Source organism: Bartonella sp. DGB1 (genome assembly GCF_041345015.1).
Taxonomy (GTDB): Bacteria; Pseudomonadota; Alphaproteobacteria; order Rhizobiales; family Rhizobiaceae; genus DGB1.
The window spans coordinates 214,544-230,748 of record NZ_CP166769.1 but is presented as its reverse complement, the minus strand read 5'-3'; the positions used below and the strand labels follow the sequence as shown (position 1 = coordinate 230,748).

Here is a 16,205-nt window from a genome sequence, read left to right as displayed (position 1 = left end):
CGGTGACATTTTACATTTTTTAAGAAAAAATACTAGTAAAAAGAATAAAAATAAATTATATTGTAAATAAATTTTTTTGGAGATCACTAATATGGCTCGTGTAACGGTTGAAGATTGTATTGATAAAGTAGCTAACCGATTCGAACTTGTATTGTTAGCTGCTCACAGAGCAAGACAAATATCGCAAGGGAATGCTATCACTGTTGAACGTGATAATGATAAAAATACTGTTGTAGCATTAAGAGAAATGGCAGAACACACTCTATCACCAGAGGATTTAAAAGAAGATCTTATCCACTCTATGCAGCGACATGTAGAAATTGATGAACCTGATTGCGCTGAAACTTATAATATGTTTGCTGAAACTGATAAGAATAACAAAGACTTTGATCAGTTAAGTGAAGAAGAATTGTTAAAACAACTGGAACAGTTAGAACAACCTATACAGAATGACAATTTCTAAAACGAAATACTCACTAATATAAATATTACAGGTAAATATTATTTATATTAGTGAGTATGACGCAATAATCTAGCTTTCTCTCTATCCCAATCTCTTTTTCTATCAGTCTCCCGTTTATCGTATATTTTCTTACCTTTAGCAGTAGCTAATTCTAATTTTACTCTACCCTTACTATTAAAATATAACTTTAGTGGTATTATAGTCATACCATCACGAGATACGGCATGAAAAAGCCTAAATGCCTCTTTTTTAGTTACTAATAATTTTCTCAATCGCCTTGGTTCATGATTAAATCTGTTTGCTTCTGTATATTCAGCAATATAAGAATTTATTAACCAAAATTCACCATTTTCAAAGCTAGCATAACTCTCTGCTATATTAGATTGTCCTACGCGCAAAGATTTTACTTCAGTTCCAGTCAAAACAAGACCAGCCTCAAATACATCTAAAATCTCAAAATTAAAACGCGCTTTTCTATTTTCGGCTAATAACTTCCTTACTTCTTTTAATTTTTTCATATAACCCCCCCTTAAAGCAACCCTGCTTTAATTAATGCTGCATCGATTGTAACTTTCAGGGCGTCTTCTATTTCATATAAAGGTGATCTAACAAAGGGTTTAATTCTACCTAATTTGGATAAAGCATATTTTACCCCGGTAGGATTAGGTTCGATGAATAAAATTCTATCTAATTCTGCTAACTTATCATGTATTTCACGTGCTTTATGATAATCACCATCAAGACATGCTTGTTGTAAAGTAGCGCATAATTTTGGAGCAATATTTGAAGTTACAGATATACAACCACAGCCTCCATGCGCATTAAATCCTAAAGAAGTAGAATCATCCCCTGAAAACTGTAAAAAATCTTTACCACACATCTCTCTGTGTCTTGTTACCCTAGCAACCTCGCAAGTAGCATCTTTAACTCCTATAATATTATTACATTCATTTCGCAGTGCGGCGATAGTCTCAGGAACAACATCTATTACTGATCTACCTGGAATATTATAAATAATTAAGGGAACTTGTACAGATTTTGCTATTTTTTTATAATGTTCAAATAGTCCTTTTTGACTAGGTTTATTATAATAAGGACTAACTACTAATATAGCATCAGCGCCGGCTTTTTGTGCATGTTCTGCTAATTCTATCGCTTCACAAGTACTATTTGATCCAGCACCAGCTATGACGGGCACTCTTCCTTTTGTTTGTTTTACGCATAGTTCTATCACCCTTTTATGCTCGTCATGAGACAAAGTTGGTGACTCTCCAGTAGTACCGCAGGGAACCAGCCCATGTATCGACTCACTAATTTGCCATTCTACTAAATTTCTAAAAGCCTCTTCATCTATTTTATTATCACTGGTGAAAGGCGTTACTAAAGCCGTTATTGCACCTTTAAACATTATAAACTCCATAATAGTAGTAAGAAAATAATTATTACATTACTTCATATAGTTTAACAAGAGATCTTATAAAGGTGTAATTAAACTGTTAATATTTTATTCTATTCACATTTTAACTAAATACGTTGAATATAGATCACCCTGATACCGCATAACAGCAACTACATAAATAAAATTAATTATAAGTTATCCTCTAATATTAATAACTTATAAGCTCAAATATAACAACAACCCCCACTTAATATATTAATCAATTACACGACAAACATTAATGAACACTAATGTATAGATAAATGGACTATTTACTAAAATATAACGAAATACTAACCAATTGTTATATCTATCAGTGCAAGTTAATTATAATATAAAACCAACTTGCACTGATAGCTATCTTAAACGAAAAACAACATAAATACCGACATTATAATCATAGTAACATTTTCAAAAACAGTAATTTTAGACATAGGTAGATTAAACGTTAACCCTAAACAAACAAGGTTAATTTTTCTCCTTTAACAAGCGCCTTAATAACACCAACACATCCTATAGACATAATTACAAGCACTAGAAAAAGTGCAACAGTTATTAAAAAACGATATAAAAATGCTAATCCTAAAATCAACTCAATAAAAGGATAAAAATAACCATACAATGGATATTTTTCAGCTACAATATCATATTTAGAAAAAGCGTTTTGAAAGGCATTCAAATCAAAAAGTTTAAAAGTAGCAAAAATAATAAAAAAACCAGCCATAAAATTTAGCATATAACCATGTATATCATCAGCCCCTCTAAACGAAACTAGACATAAAATCATACCTATTACAGCTAAGGGTTTATAAACACCTAAATCCGGTAATTTAAACTTGATATTATACATAATAACCTCTTAATCTGATGTTAACAATACAAATTGTAACATATTCAAGTTATAAATAATATATTATAACGCTAACGATAATAAAGTGAATAATTAAACATAACTAATTTTCAAAATCAAGAAAGAATTGGATAATAAAAGTTAAATAACTAGAACACAAAATAATAAGAAAATAATAGACCTTGCTTTAATTTTTAAAAAATCTTTAGCTAATTCTGCTATCATCCCTTTTTACTTATAACTAAACAGCAATAAACTTTACCGCCTTTACTTTAAATGTTATTAGTGATTTCTGTCGTAATATTTTACTATACTCGTAATAATAGCATTTCTTGTTATAGCCTCTTCCAATAGCTTATCGGGTTGATCTAGCAAAGGAGATAAACTTTATATTTAGTACATATCTTCCAAAAGACCGTAACTTACAATAAAATTCTAATTACTATATTTATAATAACTATCTTTACATTAATACATAAACTATTCTTAGTTATATAATTAAAACATACAAAAAACTGACACTTTACATAATTAAAATTATTTGTTAATGTCTCTTGATAGTGAATAACTTGTCTTAATTATAGTTTGAAATATAAAGAACAAGTAAAAAAAAAGGGATTAGTTAATATGTTTTCAATATTATGAAAGTCTATATATAAATATTCTTGGTTAAGAACTCTTATATTAGCATTTATTTTCAGCTCCATAGGCGCCGGTCTAACCTCTGTTATGGTTTTTGGCGAACTTATTAAGTTAAATGCAAACCCCTCCTCTTTTACTTTAGCATTTATGCTATCAATAACACCTGGTTTCATTGGAAGCATACTTGGCAAACATATGCTATCTTACATGGAAGTAAAATATTGTTTGATTATTGCTGAAGTAATTGGCGCGATTGGCTTATTAATTCCCTGGTATGGTATATTTTATAGCTCAGCAACTATTCTGCAATTTTCTGGCATTACAGCATCATTTGCTGCTGGTATATTAATACCTAGCATTAATCATTACACAAAAGCTCTACTTGAAGAAGAAGATATTGGTGCAGCTGTAGTTATAGATACCATAATATTTGCTTGTCATATTGTATTTGGTATGAGTATTGGCGTGTTTCTATATGATATTATATCTAATACTAGTTACTTAATAGCAAATCTTATCGGTTATAGTTTATCTATTATATTTATATTATTCCTTCCACGCTTAGCTACTCTTACCAAGAAGGAGATATATGCAAAAAATTTAGATAAAAATTTATCTTCTAAACAAATAGCTAGCCTTTATTTAATGTCTGCATTAACTATAGTTGGCACTCCAGCTATATCGCTTTTACCTACATTAGTACAAAGCACTAAAAAAGATATTATACTTTATTTATTATTAGCACGAAGTTTAGGACAACTACTTGGACCCTTCGTAGTTAAAGAAGAACGTTATAAAAATCAAACCTCGTTATTTATTATAACGTGTATGGCAGCTTTTATTATATGTTATTTATTTATTCCACTAACCACTTCTTTAATAATATTATTATTATTATTTTTTTTTTGCTCATATTTTTTCTAACATCATTGCTAGCATGAGTTGTTACAGTTTGTTAACAAATTTCTCTAATGATCAAGTCAGTAGCAGAGGCTTTTGCTAAAAGTTACAGAAAACAAATTGTAATTGGGGCAATAGTCCCTATTTTAGCAGGAATTCTAGCTGATAAAATAGGAACACCATTGGCATTTTTAATATGTTCAATTGTAGGATTTTTATTAGCTTCTTTACTAATTTTATATTTAAAGCGTCCAAACTTTACTAATAGTAAGAAATCAAGTGCTATGTAAAATCTATATTAAACCCGCTTATAGATCTTACATAGCATTATAATTCTTCTTCTCAATAAAGTTATCATTTAATATCTTTTGCTATCTTAAACCGCATTTAATGTATTTTGTCTCTTTCTCTCCCAAATAATTATACCTAAAGTAATTATTGCACTCATAAACATAAACATACTAGATAAACCAATTACATAAGCCATAGAGAAATAAGTATTTAAAACACCATAGAAAAGATAGAAAAAACTAACCACAACAGCTGAAAAACAACTTTCGACACCTAATAAAGTTACCCTAATGGCGGGCTCTAACCTATCATGAGTATAAGTAGCAGTATGCACACTAATAAGATCTGGCGCTGTAAAAGCAATAAAGAAAAGAATAAAAGACAACCAGGGTATAACTAATAAATTAAGCGATGTTATAATTCCTGTGACCAACATTGTAAAAAAAGCATAACGCAAAAAATTATCTTGTATTTTAAATTTTCCAGAAATAAAAAACATAACACAGCTTAATATTTCCAAAACCGAATACATTAGCCCAATTTGCGTCCCCCTAAAGTTCAAATCAGCAAACATTTGTTGCGCATAAATATAATAAGGTGTTAAACTGGCAATAAATATACTATCCCCCATAAGAAATATTATAAACGGACGTAGTTCTTTATTTGTTAAAAACTGATATACTGAAACTTTCTCAACAGCTGGCTCAGAAGCATTAACAACACTATCCTCCTGTATTTTACTTGGAAGATGTTCTTTTATAAAATATAAAAAAGGCAAGCTTATGATTAAACAAATAGCATAAACTCCATAAACATACCAACCAGATAATTCATATAAATAACCGCCTACTAAAAATGACATACTCAATGAAAAAGTTGATGACATCCTAATACAAGATAGATAATATTCAAACAAATGATTACATTTTTCTGTCTTTAAATAATCATAAAGCAAAGATGCGCTTGACCCAGATTCAAAACAAATTGCTAACCCATAAATACAAAAAAGAATAAAAAGTAAAAAGAAATTTTGCGTTACTATCATACCAACCGTATTGATAAGTAACAATATTATAAAAATAAAAATACTTTTTTTTTTGCGGCCAAATTTATCAGCAAACATTCCCACGGGGATTTGAAAGAAAAAAGCCATTAAAAACAATGCTACTTGTAAAATGGAGATTTCACCACTAGATAAACCTGCATCTAACAAATATAAAATAAAAATACCTTTCCAAACAGTAAAAGACGTAAAAACAGAGGTTGCAGCTAATAAAAAAACATTTCATTTTTACTGAATAATTTGGAGATATCAAAGACATTGGAATTCCACCTCTCGACAATTATTAGATATAGCAACAAAAGAGGATTTATAGCGCAGTTCCTTAAACACATAGAAGGGCAAAAAAATAAGGGAATTTTATTCCACTCTTTTCCTCTGATCAATAATCTATATCTATTTTTTTTACTTTCTTTTATCTACGTTAGAATCCTACAACATAACATCGCTTTTTCAACAACGACTTCGCCAAAGCTAAATTAGCACATGATTGTAGGAGCTTAAAGTATAGTTCTAGCGTCAAGCTTCTTCGTTAAGAGGCGTGGTGCTAACTATCTGAATATGTGCGAGAGCGGTATTAACTACAGATCTTTTATAAACAACATATTCTAACAATCTATATACCCCCTAAGAACATCTATAATCTAATAGCCCTAGCAACTACTGATTAACAATTCTTATAAACCAACCTTAACTTAACCTTTCATGAAGAAACTTACATTCCATATCTATACCTTTCGCAATACCTTAACCAGATAAGCTAATATAGAATTATACAAATTACAAGTATTTAATAACTATATTATTTGACAATATTAATAATATTATAAATTCAAGCGCCTATTCTCTAGTATTAACCATAATTTACTATTATAATATTCTTACTAATAAATATACTTCTTTTAACGACTTGATCATTAGTTTAGTAAGACAAACAAAGAAATATAGATAACCTATTTATAAATATTTAAAGTGCTAGAAAAATACCCCCTTAAAGGCTGTTCTGATTTTCACTAAGTCAATCTTGATATATTATAAATTATTCCATAAATGGAGGGTTAAATAACTCCTCCAAGGAGAGGCAGCGTTAATATCTAAAGATCCATGTTTTTTTATAAGATTTTTTATTGCTAAATCTGTTCCCATCCATATATCTGGATCATTCATTGCTCTTAATTTAATATAATCAAGCGTCCATTTTCCAATACCTTTTACTTAATCAGAGATCATTAATATGTAAATTTATATCATTTAAAATACACCACTGAGAAAATAAAAATAATGTGTTTTTCTTCGACTGCATCGTTTTCATCTGATCCAATCCTTGTATGGTTACATCATGTGGTTCAGGGAAAAACCGATTACCATTTTCATCCGTTGTAGAAAATAATAAAACGAATTGATTTAATAATTTATTTGCTGCGGAAATAGAAATTTGTTGTTCACATATTGCTCGAACACCGGCTTCATAGGCAGAAAATACTCCTGGTATATGTATTCCAGATTTTACTTGTATGAATGGATATAAATTTTTTTTAGTTGCTTTTCAATATAACTAGTGTCATCCATCAAACCAAATATTAAAGAAATTTTTTTTAATACAATAGTCAATATAGGTAAAAATGATTTTGATAAATTTATATTAAACATATTTTCGCTTGGCTGAATCTCAAAAACACCTTTGATATTATCTATTTTAATTGTGCGTTTATAGCTAGCTATTACCTTTTATATTTTCTATCTCATCAATCAATCTTTTCTCTTGAAAATTTAAAAAATAGTCCCAGTCATAATGACCTACGTAAGGTATTTTTACAGAAATAGTTTCAATATTATCTTCAAAGTTTGGAATAATTAATTCTCTCATTTTACTATACACCTGTTATTACAGACTATATCCAGATTAATTGTCCTTGCAAAATTTATAACTAATAATAACTTAGTAAATCTTTATTACTAAACTCATTAATTATGATTCTCAGCTAGTCTATCTCAAACAATTGTTTTGCTCAGCAAAATTATAACCATAGATCAAAACATTAACTTAGCAAGATACAATTTTATATTTAAAAGGCTAATTATTTATATAGCAAGATATTTCTATATGGCTCTCATACCAAATGTATTTTTTAATCAATATTTTAAAATATCCAATAATTAAATATCTTAAAATGCATATAAACATATATAATATAAAAACTTTTAAAATTAGATACGTACAAAAAGCAACTAAACGGTAGCTTACTTAAGAAACAATATAATTATAAGGGTTTACCATAAAGTTTAAATATCTTTATTATACGATCCTTTGTTCAGTTTTCTCAATAGGTCAAACATTTGCAGCTAACTTGTTACCTTTATCCCATACACCTAATAATAAAATTTTAAATCTATAGAATTACCTTTGAATCACTATTTAGATAGAATTTTACGGACTCAATTGAGATGGAATTTAGGAAATTTTCTACCTTATCTTGCAGGTGGAATAAATATAATATATAATCTACTTATAAATGATAAAAAATATGCTAATCTTTTCGCCATAAATGAAAAAATTCTAGATAATTAGCTAAAAGTAAAAATTGATGATAATAAATTATATCTTGGCTAGCTATTAAAAGCAGGTGTTGAATATAAAACGAAATCTATTCGTGCGAGCAGACTATCGCTATAGCAAAATATCTCTATAATAGTATAACTTCTAATCAAAAGAAAAAATCGTCCATACTTGAATTTAATAGAGAACTATCTTCATCAATAAGCACAATTTATAATTAAAGAGCATTAATCAACATAGCACTCGTCTTAGCATAGGTTATTATTTCTAATATTTTTTGGAAACCTATAAACTTATAGTTTTTTTCGTTATCTTTTTTATGGCTAGATTTTTTATTAATCCAAGATTGTAAAATTCTATGCTTTGTTAATTACAAAGTTATATATCTATCTATTTATTAAAAAAATTTTAAAAGAACTTAACAAAATTATAAACATAAAAATAACTTAAAAATAGATATTCTAATGGATAAAATTCATATAATTAGATTCTTAAAATCCTAGGAAGCTGCTTAATAAACTAAGCAGCCAACCGTCTAGAGAAAAGTTTTCATCTAAATAAGGCTTTATGACATATTTAAATAAAATACCAGCTATATTATAACTAATATAAATTACTATACCATATAATCCATTCTCCAATTTTAACGCAGACTTCCAACTAAGCATTAACCAAACTTCTCTTAAAAAAACTAAATTAAATAGAATAAAAATTTAATTAGTAATGTTACTATCAAAACCAAAGTGAATAGCATGAATGTTTTTACTAATATTTTTAAACCTTGCATTTTTCAAACCTTACACGCTAACCAACCACATTTTAAGTTAAATTTTCTTTACCTCATATATAAATATATTTAACTTACGTCCCTATCTATTAATTATACTACTACAGCATCAGTCTTTGCTAAATTTTCTTTATATTGTAATCTTACCGGCCCATTAATACCCAGCAAAAACCCATAATTTAAGTTTTATTTTTTGTATATAGATATTATTGTTTTCTTTCATGATAATCTCCTAACTCTACTATAGTTTCATTTGGACCATTAGTAACAATGATTTTTTTACCATCTGGATATTCCATTACAAATTGATTTTTAGGTAGATCATCTACAGAATAAATAATACGATGTCCTCTTTCTAATAAATCTTCAGCTATTATTTCAGGATTATTATCTATAAGCTCAAAGACTTCTTCTTCGGTTTTACATTCATCTAATAATTTATCAAGTTTAGTCCTCATAATATAAAAGCCTTAACATATTAACCTAAATTAACTATAACAAAAATACTTAATTAAATAAATTATTTTTAGTGAAAATCTTTTCTTTAGTGTATATAATTATTAAAATTTAAACAGCCTTTTTACATATTTTCAGTAAACTTTTATCTAAAAAAATATTTTAATATTATTTACTAATAAAATACCGCAACCTATTTTTTTTTAAATATAAAAATATGCATAGCATATGTATAAAATTTTTAGAAAAGTCTGGGTGAAGATTAAAAAAAATTGTTAGAAGTCATCATCAATTTAAACACACAAATTTTAGTAAGGTTGTTACTGTTCCACATCCTAAAAAAGATATTGCTAAAGGTACTTTAAATAAAATTTAAAAAGATGCTAGTTTAAAATAAGGGTTAGGAGTAATTATATTATATTTTGCCTATATACATAAATCAAATAGTGGATATAGTGGTTTTTTTTTTGCCGTAGAAGGATGTTATTTTGCAGGGAGAGTACTTTTGAAGATACCGTAGTAGAAGCTTATAGTGCTTTAAAAGCACATTTTCAACTATTAGTAGATGAGAATTTAGATATTCCTTTACATAAATCTATATCAAATTACTTAAATGATAAAGATTGCAATGGTGGAATTTGGGCGTCTGTTAATATTGATGTAAGTAAATTTGATAAACACGCAAAGAGAATTCCAATAACATGACCAGCTAAATTATAAAAAGAGCTTGATATAGTTGTAAATTATTTGGCTTATATATAATATTCAGATAATCTTCTATTTGCTTTGGTCAGGATACTTTTATATTAAACCTAGCTACGGAATATAACAAAATATATAAGATGGAAGATGGAAGATGGAAGATGGAAGATGGAAGATGGAAGATTGGTTGCGGGGGCAGGATTTGAACCTGCGGCCTTCAGGTTATGAGCCTGACGAGCTACCGGGCTGCTCCACCCCGCGACAATTTACTATGCGAATTATAGAGTAATTTTAATATCATGTCAAATAATTACTTACTTATCTGACTATATCCCCAACTTTAAGTCTCCTAAAAAGTTATCTGATAACTTTTGTGGTTAATGTGGTTAAGAAGATTTATTGATTAGTTAAATATATTTTTCAATCAAATGCTCAAAAATACCTGCTAAAATTTATAAATTAAAGATAATTTAATATTATTAGAAGATATGCTATCAAAGATAATATTATCTGTTGTGACCATATTATCTTTCCTAAAATTCACAAATGGCGAAAAAGAATAATTTTTAATATATAGCGGAAAATTAAATAAATATTCTAATCTTAAAAAGATATGTTCAGAAAAACCATATTCAACACCTAAACTTACTAAACCTGAAATAGTAAAATTATCAATTTTACTGCCATCTTTATTATAAGATAACATCAAAAAAATTACCTCCTATCATAATAAAATTATTAAATTTTTTATAATGATAACTTAACCCACCTAATAAATTACCTGATATAATTTGATTAAAATATCCTAAACAAGCAAGATTAGATTGTTCCTCAGCTTTATCAGCAGATTTTTCTGTAAAAATTACCTTATAATCTATGTTATAAATATTAGGGACAAGCATATAATTTAATGAAACTTCTTTTTTAAATAAAATATTTTCCTTTAACGATAAATTACGGCCATATAAAAAATTTATATTGAAATTATTTTGTGATGCTCGTGGAAAAAAGTAACTACTTTCATAAGAACTATAATTATCTGTACGAGCAGATTGCAATATATGCAAACCTTTAAATGATATATTAGAAAAATTAAACCCAACCGCTATATATTTGCCACTCCAGTCAAAATTAGGCTTTTTATTAACTGCTACAACAAAATTAGCACTGAACAAAAAAAGATTAATTATAATTAAAAAAAAAAGGAATTTAATATTAACTGATAATAATTTTATCAAAAAACTACCTTTATTAAATCTATAAGCTATATATGCTATATTAGCTAAATAAAGAAATATATAAATATCAGGATCTATTAATCTATATTAAGCATAACTATATCAATATATATTAGCAAACCGTAAGGTTAGTATTTACCATAAAATTAACAGATAATAGAAGAACAACAAGGAGATACAACCCGTTGGTATAATTATATTCAATATGCTATTAACCCAACGTAACAAATTTAAATAATAATTGCGATGAAAAAACTCAGCACGAATATCATAAAATACGGCAATTAATATTTTAAAACTCTCATTGTTATTCTTATAAGTTGAAGTTCACTATTAAGATTCTAACTTAGAATGTTAATCTTTTTATAAATCTATAATACTAAGGTTTTTGTTTAGTCAATTCATAAATATCTTTAGCTATTTCTACTGCTACAGATATAGCCTCAACTTTGCTATTTTTTTCAACAACTTTACCCCTACCAGAACACAGCTAATTGTATGTTATTAAATATTCTCTGCTAGCACGCCATCTTAAGTTACAGAATAAATACTTATAAAAAGTATAGGTATAATTAATAAAGCAAATAACTTTACTTAACTTATTAACTAACTTTTATCTAATTAAAATCAATTTTATATATTACCAATAATAGCTAACAGTTAATATAATAATGCTGTAGCAACAACCTCCTAGAAAGGATTATCTCTTAGAGGTTGTCATAAATAACCATCTATAACTTATATATCCGCGGTAGTTATCGTAACAACATTAGCTTATTGCAGATAAAATAATAATCATTCATCAGTTTTTATTACTATCTCGATGCAGAATATATTTAATTATTAAGTGATAATGATATCAAAATAATATTAATTTTAGGTAGTTTTTGTTAAAAAATTTAATCTTAAAACAGCTTAATAAGCTAACTTAAAATTTAATATTAAGTTGCTTATCTCCAAGCTAAATAAATTTTAAACCGTCTAAAGCAAATATTTTAGATAACAAAAAAGCTATTAAAGTTAACTTTAATAGCTTAATCTGTAACTAATTATCTAAATATCTATAAAAATTGATATGATATTATTAGACCTGGCAGCGACCTACTCTCCCGTGCCTTAAGACAAAGTACCATTGGCGCTGAAGCGTTTCACGACCGAGTTCGGAAAGGGATCGGGTGCAGTCACTTCGCAATAACCACCAAGTCTAAAAATATCATATAGAAGCTGATCTTAATAAAAAGATATAAGAAATGAGATGATCAAGCCTATCGAACAATTAGTACTAGTAAGCTTCATGTGTTACCACACTTCCACACCTAGCCTATCAACGTGGTAGTCTTCCACGGTTCTCAAGGGAATACTAGTTTTTAGGTGGGTTTCCCGCTTAGATGCCTTCAGCGGTTATCCCTTCCGTATATAGCTACCCTGCTATGCGGCTGGCGCCACAACAGGTCCACCAGAGATATACGTCCATCCCGGTCCTCTCGTACTAGGGACAGATCCTATCAATATTCCTACACCCACGGCAGATAGGGACCGAACTGTCTCACGACGTTCTGAACCCAACTCACGTACCGCTTTAAATGGCGAACAGCCATACCCTTGGGACCTGCTCCAGCCCCAGGATGCGATGAGTCGACATCGAGGTGCCAAACAACCCCGTCGATATGGACTCTTGGGGGTCATCAGCCTGTTATCCCCGGCGTACCTTTTATCCGTTGAGCGATGGCCCTTCCACTCGGGACCACCGGATCACTATGACCGACTTTCGTCTCTGTTCGACTTGTATGTCTCACAGTCAGGCAGGCTTATGCCATTGCACTCGACGAACGATTTCCGACCGTTCTGAGCCCACCATCGCACGCCTCCGTTACTCTTTAGGAGGCGACCGCCCCAGTCAAACTACCCACCATACACTGTCCTGGTTCCGGATAACGGAACGCAGTTAGATACACATGTTAACAAGGGTGGTATTTCAAGGATGGCTCCACCTAAGCTGGCGCTTAGGTTTCAAAGCCTACCACCTATCCTACACATGCCAACACGTATACCAGTGTAAAGCTATAGTAAAGGTGCACGGGGTCTTTCCGTCTAACCGCAGGAACCCCGCATCTTCACGGGGAATTCAATTTCACTGAGTCTACGTTGGAGACAGCGGGGAAGTCGTTACGCCATTCGTGCAGGTCGGAACTTACCCGACAAGGAATTTCGCTACCTTAGGACCGTTATAGTTACGGCCGCCGTTTACTGGGGCTTCAATTCAAGGCTTGCACCTCTCCTTTTAACCTTCCAGCACCGGGCAGGCGTCAGACCCTATACGTCGTCTTGCGACTTCGCAGAGCCCTGTGTTTTTGGTAAACAGTCGCTACCCCCTGGTCTGTGCCACCTCCTTATGGTTGCCCATAAAAAGGTCACGCTTCTTCCGAAGTTACGCGTGCAATTTGCCGAGTTCCTTCAACGTAGTTCTCTCCAAGCGCCTTAGTATACTCTACTTGTCCACCTGTGGCGGTTTAGGGTACGGTCAATAATGTGGGAGCTATTTCCTGGGACATCTTCACTGCAAAATCAATCCAATAAGATTTTACAATTTACGATATCCGTCACTACCCACTGGCCCACGAATATTAACGTGGTTCCCATCGACTACGCCTTTCGGCCTTGCCTTAGGGACCGGCTAACCCTGCTCAGATTAACTTTAAGCAGGAACCCTTGGACTTTCGGCGAGGGAGTCTCTCACTCCCTTTATCGTTACTCATGTCAGCATTCTCACTTCTGATACCTCCAGAACGTCTCACGACTATTCCTTCGCAGGCTTACAGAACGCTCCGCTACCATATGCTATGCATATCCACATCTTCGGTGTATGGCTTTAGCCCCGTTACATTTTCGGCGCAAAGACCCTTATTTAGACCAGTGAGCTGTTACGCTTTCTTTAAATGATGGCTGCTTCTAAGCCAACATCCTGGTTGTTTTGGGATCTTCACATCCTTTCCCACTTAGCCATAACTTGGGGACCTTAGATGGTGGTCAGGGTTGTTTCCCTCTCCACGATGGACGTTAGCACCCACCGTGTGTCTGCTAATCAGTACTTCCAGGTATTCGGAGTTTGGTTAGGTTTGGTAATCCGGTGAGGACCCCTAGCCCATCCAGTGCTCTACCCCCTGGAGTATTCAATTAACGCTCTACCTAAATAGATTTCGCGGAGAACCAGCTATTTCCGAGTTTGATTGGCCTTTCACCCCTAGCCACAAGTCATCCCAATCTATTGCAACAGATACGGGTTCGGCCCTCCAGTAAGTGTTACCTTACCTTCAGCCTGCTCATGGCTAGATCACTCGGTTTCGGGTCTAATCTAACGAACTGAACGCCCTATTCAGACTCGCTTTCGCTACGCCTACACCTATCGGCTTAAGCTTGCTCGCTAGACTAAGTCGCTGACCCATTATACAAAAGGTACGCCGTCACCCAGAACGAATCTTGGGCTCCGACTGTTTGTAGGCATCCGGTTTCAGGTACTATTTCACTCCCCTTGTCGGGGTACTTTTCACCTTTCCCTCACGGTACTATGCGCTATCGATCATGCACGAGTACTTAGGCTTGGATCGTGGTCGACCCATGTTCAGACAGGATTTCACGTGTCCCGCCCTACTCTAGGAACATATAAATTATTACGCGTACGAGACTATCACTCTCTTTGGTTAAACTTTCCAGATTATTCCACTTTAATTTATATATCCACTGGCCTGATCCGCGTTCGCTCGCCACTACTAACGGAGTCTCTATTGATGTCCTTTCCTACAGGTACTTAGATGTTTCAGTTCCCTGCGTTCGCTTCTTACACCCTATATATTCAGGTGTAGATACCTTATACTAACTGCTAAAAATCTAAATAGGAGAAATCCCCTACTTAGATCTTTTAGCAATTAAAGGTGGGTTGCCCCATTCGGAAATCTACGGATCAAAGGTTATTCGCACCTACCCGTAGCTTATCGCAGCGTATCACGTCCTTCTTCGCCTGTGCATGTCTAGGCATCCACCAAATGCCCTTTTGACACTTGATCATTCTCATTTCTAATATCTTAATATTAACAAAAAGACCAGCTTCTTGAGATATATTCGGTTCTGACAGTTATACAGAAATCATGGTGCATTCCTTGAGCTCGGAATGCGACATTACTTAATTATTAAGTAATCCAAATATATCTTCTATTCAATTTTCATAGAGCTTCTACTCATAGATATGAAGTAGCCAATAATCAAATAATAACTATAGTAATCTAATTATTATTTAATAATATAACAAAACTTAAAGAATCGGTATATAACATAAATAACATATTCAAAGAAAAACTACAATAGTTATACCTAGATAATAATTTATAATTATGGTGGAGCCGGACGGGATCGAACCGACGACCCCCTGCTTGCAAAGCAGGTGCTCTCCCAGCTGAGCTACGGCCCCCCTAATCTTTATTTTATAATTTTCATTATAAAATTAATAAACTAAATAGCTTTAGAATAAGTAACAATATCTAATAAATAGATAAAGCTAGCTAAAATGCAACTAATATAAAATAATCAGGAAAGATAATAATTATATAAAGCATAAAGCTAGCTTACTAAATACAAGAATATTTTAAATTAGTGAGCACTATTGTTAGAACTACACTTATGGTGGGCCTGGAAGGACTTGAACCTTCGACCTCACGCTTATCAAGCGCGCGCTCTAACCAACTGAGCTACAAGCCCAAAAGCAATAAAATACAAGGCATAACATTCTTTTGATTACAGGATACTTCATCGGAAAGAGAAACGAAGACG

At 31.5% G+C, this 16,205-nt stretch carries 15 protein-coding genes, 3 tRNA genes, 2 rRNA genes and 1 pseudogene; 6 read left to right on the top strand and 15 right to left on the bottom strand.

The window, feature by feature from the left end; all coding sequences use genetic code 11:
- Window positions 1-91 precede the first annotated feature (91 nt).
- Entirely contained in the window at window positions 92-463 is a 372-nt protein-coding gene (rpoZ, locus tag AB6T46_RS01090; RefSeq protein WP_370931608.1) for a DNA-directed RNA polymerase subunit omega, read from the top strand.
- A gap of 47 nt (window positions 464-510) precedes the next feature.
- On the opposite strand, the gene smpB is transcribed toward rpoZ, so the two are convergent.
- The 3 genes from smpB to AB6T46_RS01075 all read right to left on the bottom strand — a co-directional run bounded on the left by smpB (window position 511) and on the right by AB6T46_RS01075 (window position 2,751).
- On the bottom strand, window positions 511-981 hold the full coding sequence (smpB, locus tag AB6T46_RS01085) for an SsrA-binding protein SmpB (protein ID WP_370931607.1): 471 nt from the start codon (window positions 979-981) through the stop codon (window positions 511-513).
- 11 nt (window positions 982-992) lie between these two features.
- Complete coding sequence (gene dapA, locus AB6T46_RS01080) at window positions 993-1,871, bottom strand: 4-hydroxy-tetrahydrodipicolinate synthase (protein ID WP_370931606.1); 879 nt, start codon at window positions 1,869-1,871, stop codon at window positions 993-995.
- Window positions 1,872-2,355: 484 nt separating this feature from the next.
- Window positions 2,356-2,751, bottom strand: coding sequence for a MauE/DoxX family redox-associated membrane protein (locus tag AB6T46_RS01075; RefSeq protein ID WP_370931605.1), 396 nt, complete (start codon window positions 2,749-2,751; stop codon window positions 2,356-2,358).
- A 651-nt stretch (window positions 2,752-3,402) separates the two neighbouring features.
- Here AB6T46_RS01075 and AB6T46_RS01070 point away from each other — a divergent pair.
- Both AB6T46_RS01070 and AB6T46_RS01065 read left to right on the top strand, forming a co-directional pair.
- Window positions 3,403-4,317: an MFS transporter gene (locus AB6T46_RS01070; protein WP_370932031.1), complete on the top strand. Its 915-nt coding sequence runs from the start codon at window positions 3,403-3,405 to the stop codon at window positions 4,315-4,317.
- Between the two features lie 47 nt (window positions 4,318-4,364).
- Window positions 4,365-4,583, top strand: a complete 219-nt coding sequence (locus AB6T46_RS01065) for a hypothetical protein (protein WP_370931604.1) — start codon at window positions 4,365-4,367, stop codon at window positions 4,581-4,583.
- Window positions 4,584-4,669: 86 nt separating this feature from the next.
- Here the strand turns inward: AB6T46_RS01065 and AB6T46_RS01060 are convergent.
- From AB6T46_RS01060 to AB6T46_RS01045, 4 genes and pseudogenes are all read right to left on the bottom strand, one after another.
- Window positions 4,670-5,839: pseudogene (locus AB6T46_RS01060) on the bottom strand (MFS transporter); the annotation flags it as partial.
- A gap of 837 nt (window positions 5,840-6,676) precedes the next feature.
- Window positions 6,677-6,811 (bottom strand): hypothetical protein, encoded by a 135-nt coding sequence (locus AB6T46_RS01055; RefSeq protein ID WP_370931603.1) that lies wholly within the window; start codon window positions 6,809-6,811, stop codon window positions 6,677-6,679.
- Window positions 6,812-7,150: 339 nt separating this feature from the next.
- Window positions 7,151-7,366 (bottom strand): AlkA N-terminal domain-containing protein, encoded by a 216-nt coding sequence (locus AB6T46_RS01050; protein ID WP_370932030.1) that lies wholly within the window; start codon window positions 7,364-7,366, stop codon window positions 7,151-7,153.
- Entirely contained in the window at window positions 7,359-7,511 is a 153-nt protein-coding gene (locus AB6T46_RS01045; RefSeq protein WP_370931602.1) for a hypothetical protein, read from the bottom strand. Before AB6T46_RS01045 ends, AB6T46_RS01050 begins: the two co-directional genes overlap by 8 nt.
- 537 nt (window positions 7,512-8,048) lie before the next feature.
- On the opposite strand from AB6T46_RS01045, the gene AB6T46_RS01040 reads away from it, so the two are divergent.
- Entirely contained in the window at window positions 8,049-8,213 is a 165-nt protein-coding gene (locus AB6T46_RS01040) for a hypothetical protein (protein ID WP_370931601.1), read from the top strand.
- Window positions 8,214-9,194: 981 nt separating this feature from the next.
- Here the strand turns inward: AB6T46_RS01040 and AB6T46_RS01035 are convergent.
- Window positions 9,195-9,446 (bottom strand): hypothetical protein, encoded by a 252-nt coding sequence (locus AB6T46_RS01035; RefSeq protein ID WP_370931600.1) that lies wholly within the window; start codon window positions 9,444-9,446, stop codon window positions 9,195-9,197.
- A 269-nt stretch (window positions 9,447-9,715) separates the two neighbouring features.
- Between AB6T46_RS01035 and AB6T46_RS01030 the strand changes: the two genes are divergently transcribed.
- Together AB6T46_RS01030 and AB6T46_RS01025 are read left to right on the top strand one after the other, a co-directional pair.
- Window positions 9,716-9,820 carry a type II toxin-antitoxin system HicA family toxin gene (locus AB6T46_RS01030; protein WP_370932029.1) on the top strand — a complete coding sequence of 35 codons (105 nt, stop codon included), beginning with the start codon at window positions 9,716-9,718 and terminating at the stop codon, window positions 9,818-9,820.
- A 104-nt stretch (window positions 9,821-9,924) separates the two neighbouring features.
- Entirely contained in the window at window positions 9,925-10,149 is a 225-nt protein-coding gene (locus AB6T46_RS01025; protein ID WP_370931599.1) for a type II toxin-antitoxin system HicB family antitoxin, read from the top strand.
- Window positions 10,150-10,330: 181 nt separating this feature from the next.
- Here the strand turns inward: AB6T46_RS01025 and AB6T46_RS01020 are convergent.
- From AB6T46_RS01020 to AB6T46_RS00990, 7 genes are all read right to left on the bottom strand, one after another.
- A tRNA-Met gene (locus tag AB6T46_RS01020) sits at window positions 10,331-10,407 on the bottom strand.
- Between the two features lie 184 nt (window positions 10,408-10,591).
- Window positions 10,592-10,855: an outer membrane protein gene (locus tag AB6T46_RS01015; protein WP_370931598.1), complete on the bottom strand. Its 264-nt coding sequence runs from the start codon at window positions 10,853-10,855 to the stop codon at window positions 10,592-10,594.
- Window positions 10,839-11,384: a hypothetical protein gene (locus AB6T46_RS01010; protein ID WP_370931597.1), complete on the bottom strand. Its 546-nt coding sequence runs from the start codon at window positions 11,382-11,384 to the stop codon at window positions 10,839-10,841. Before AB6T46_RS01010 ends, AB6T46_RS01015 begins: the two co-directional genes overlap by 17 nt.
- A 1,088-nt stretch (window positions 11,385-12,472) precedes the next feature.
- Window positions 12,473-12,587: ribosomal RNA gene (gene rrf, locus AB6T46_RS01005) — 5S ribosomal RNA — on the bottom strand.
- A gap of 52 nt (window positions 12,588-12,639) precedes the next feature.
- Window positions 12,640-15,445 (bottom strand): 23S ribosomal RNA (locus AB6T46_RS01000).
- A gap of 325 nt (window positions 15,446-15,770) precedes the next feature.
- Window positions 15,771-15,846 (bottom strand) — tRNA-Ala (locus AB6T46_RS00995).
- Window positions 15,847-16,056: 210 nt separating this feature from the next.
- Window positions 16,057-16,133 (bottom strand) — tRNA-Ile (locus AB6T46_RS00990).
- Between the last annotated feature and the right edge of the window lie 72 nt (window positions 16,134-16,205).

Excerpts from the sequence above, each read along its gene's own strand:
- AB6T46_RS01055 (WP_370931603.1), bottom strand. The coding sequence starts at position 6,811 with ATGAATGATCCAGATATATGGATGGGAACAGATTTAGCAATAAAAAAT.
- AB6T46_RS01035 (WP_370931600.1), bottom strand. The coding sequence starts at position 9,446 with ATGAGGACTAAACTTGATAAATTATTAGATGAATGTAAAACCGAAGAA.
- rpoZ (WP_370931608.1), top strand. The coding sequence starts at position 92 with ATGGCTCGTGTAACGGTTGAAGATTGTATTGATAAAGTAGCTAACCGA.
- dapA (WP_370931606.1), bottom strand. The coding sequence starts at position 1,871 with ATGTTTAAAGGTGCAATAACGGCTTTAGTAACGCCTTTCACCAGTGAT.
- AB6T46_RS01025 (WP_370931599.1), top strand. The coding sequence starts at position 9,925 with ATGTTATTTTGCAGGGAGAGTACTTTTGAAGATACCGTAGTAGAAGCT.
- AB6T46_RS01045 (WP_370931602.1), bottom strand. The coding sequence starts at position 7,511 with ATGAGAGAATTAATTATTCCAAACTTTGAAGATAATATTGAAACTATT.
- smpB (WP_370931607.1), bottom strand. The coding sequence starts at position 981 with ATGAAAAAATTAAAAGAAGTAAGGAAGTTATTAGCCGAAAATAGAAAA.
- AB6T46_RS01065 (WP_370931604.1), top strand. The coding sequence starts at position 4,365 with ATGATCAAGTCAGTAGCAGAGGCTTTTGCTAAAAGTTACAGAAAACAA.
- AB6T46_RS01075 (WP_370931605.1), bottom strand. The coding sequence starts at position 2,751 with ATGTATAATATCAAGTTTAAATTACCGGATTTAGGTGTTTATAAACCC.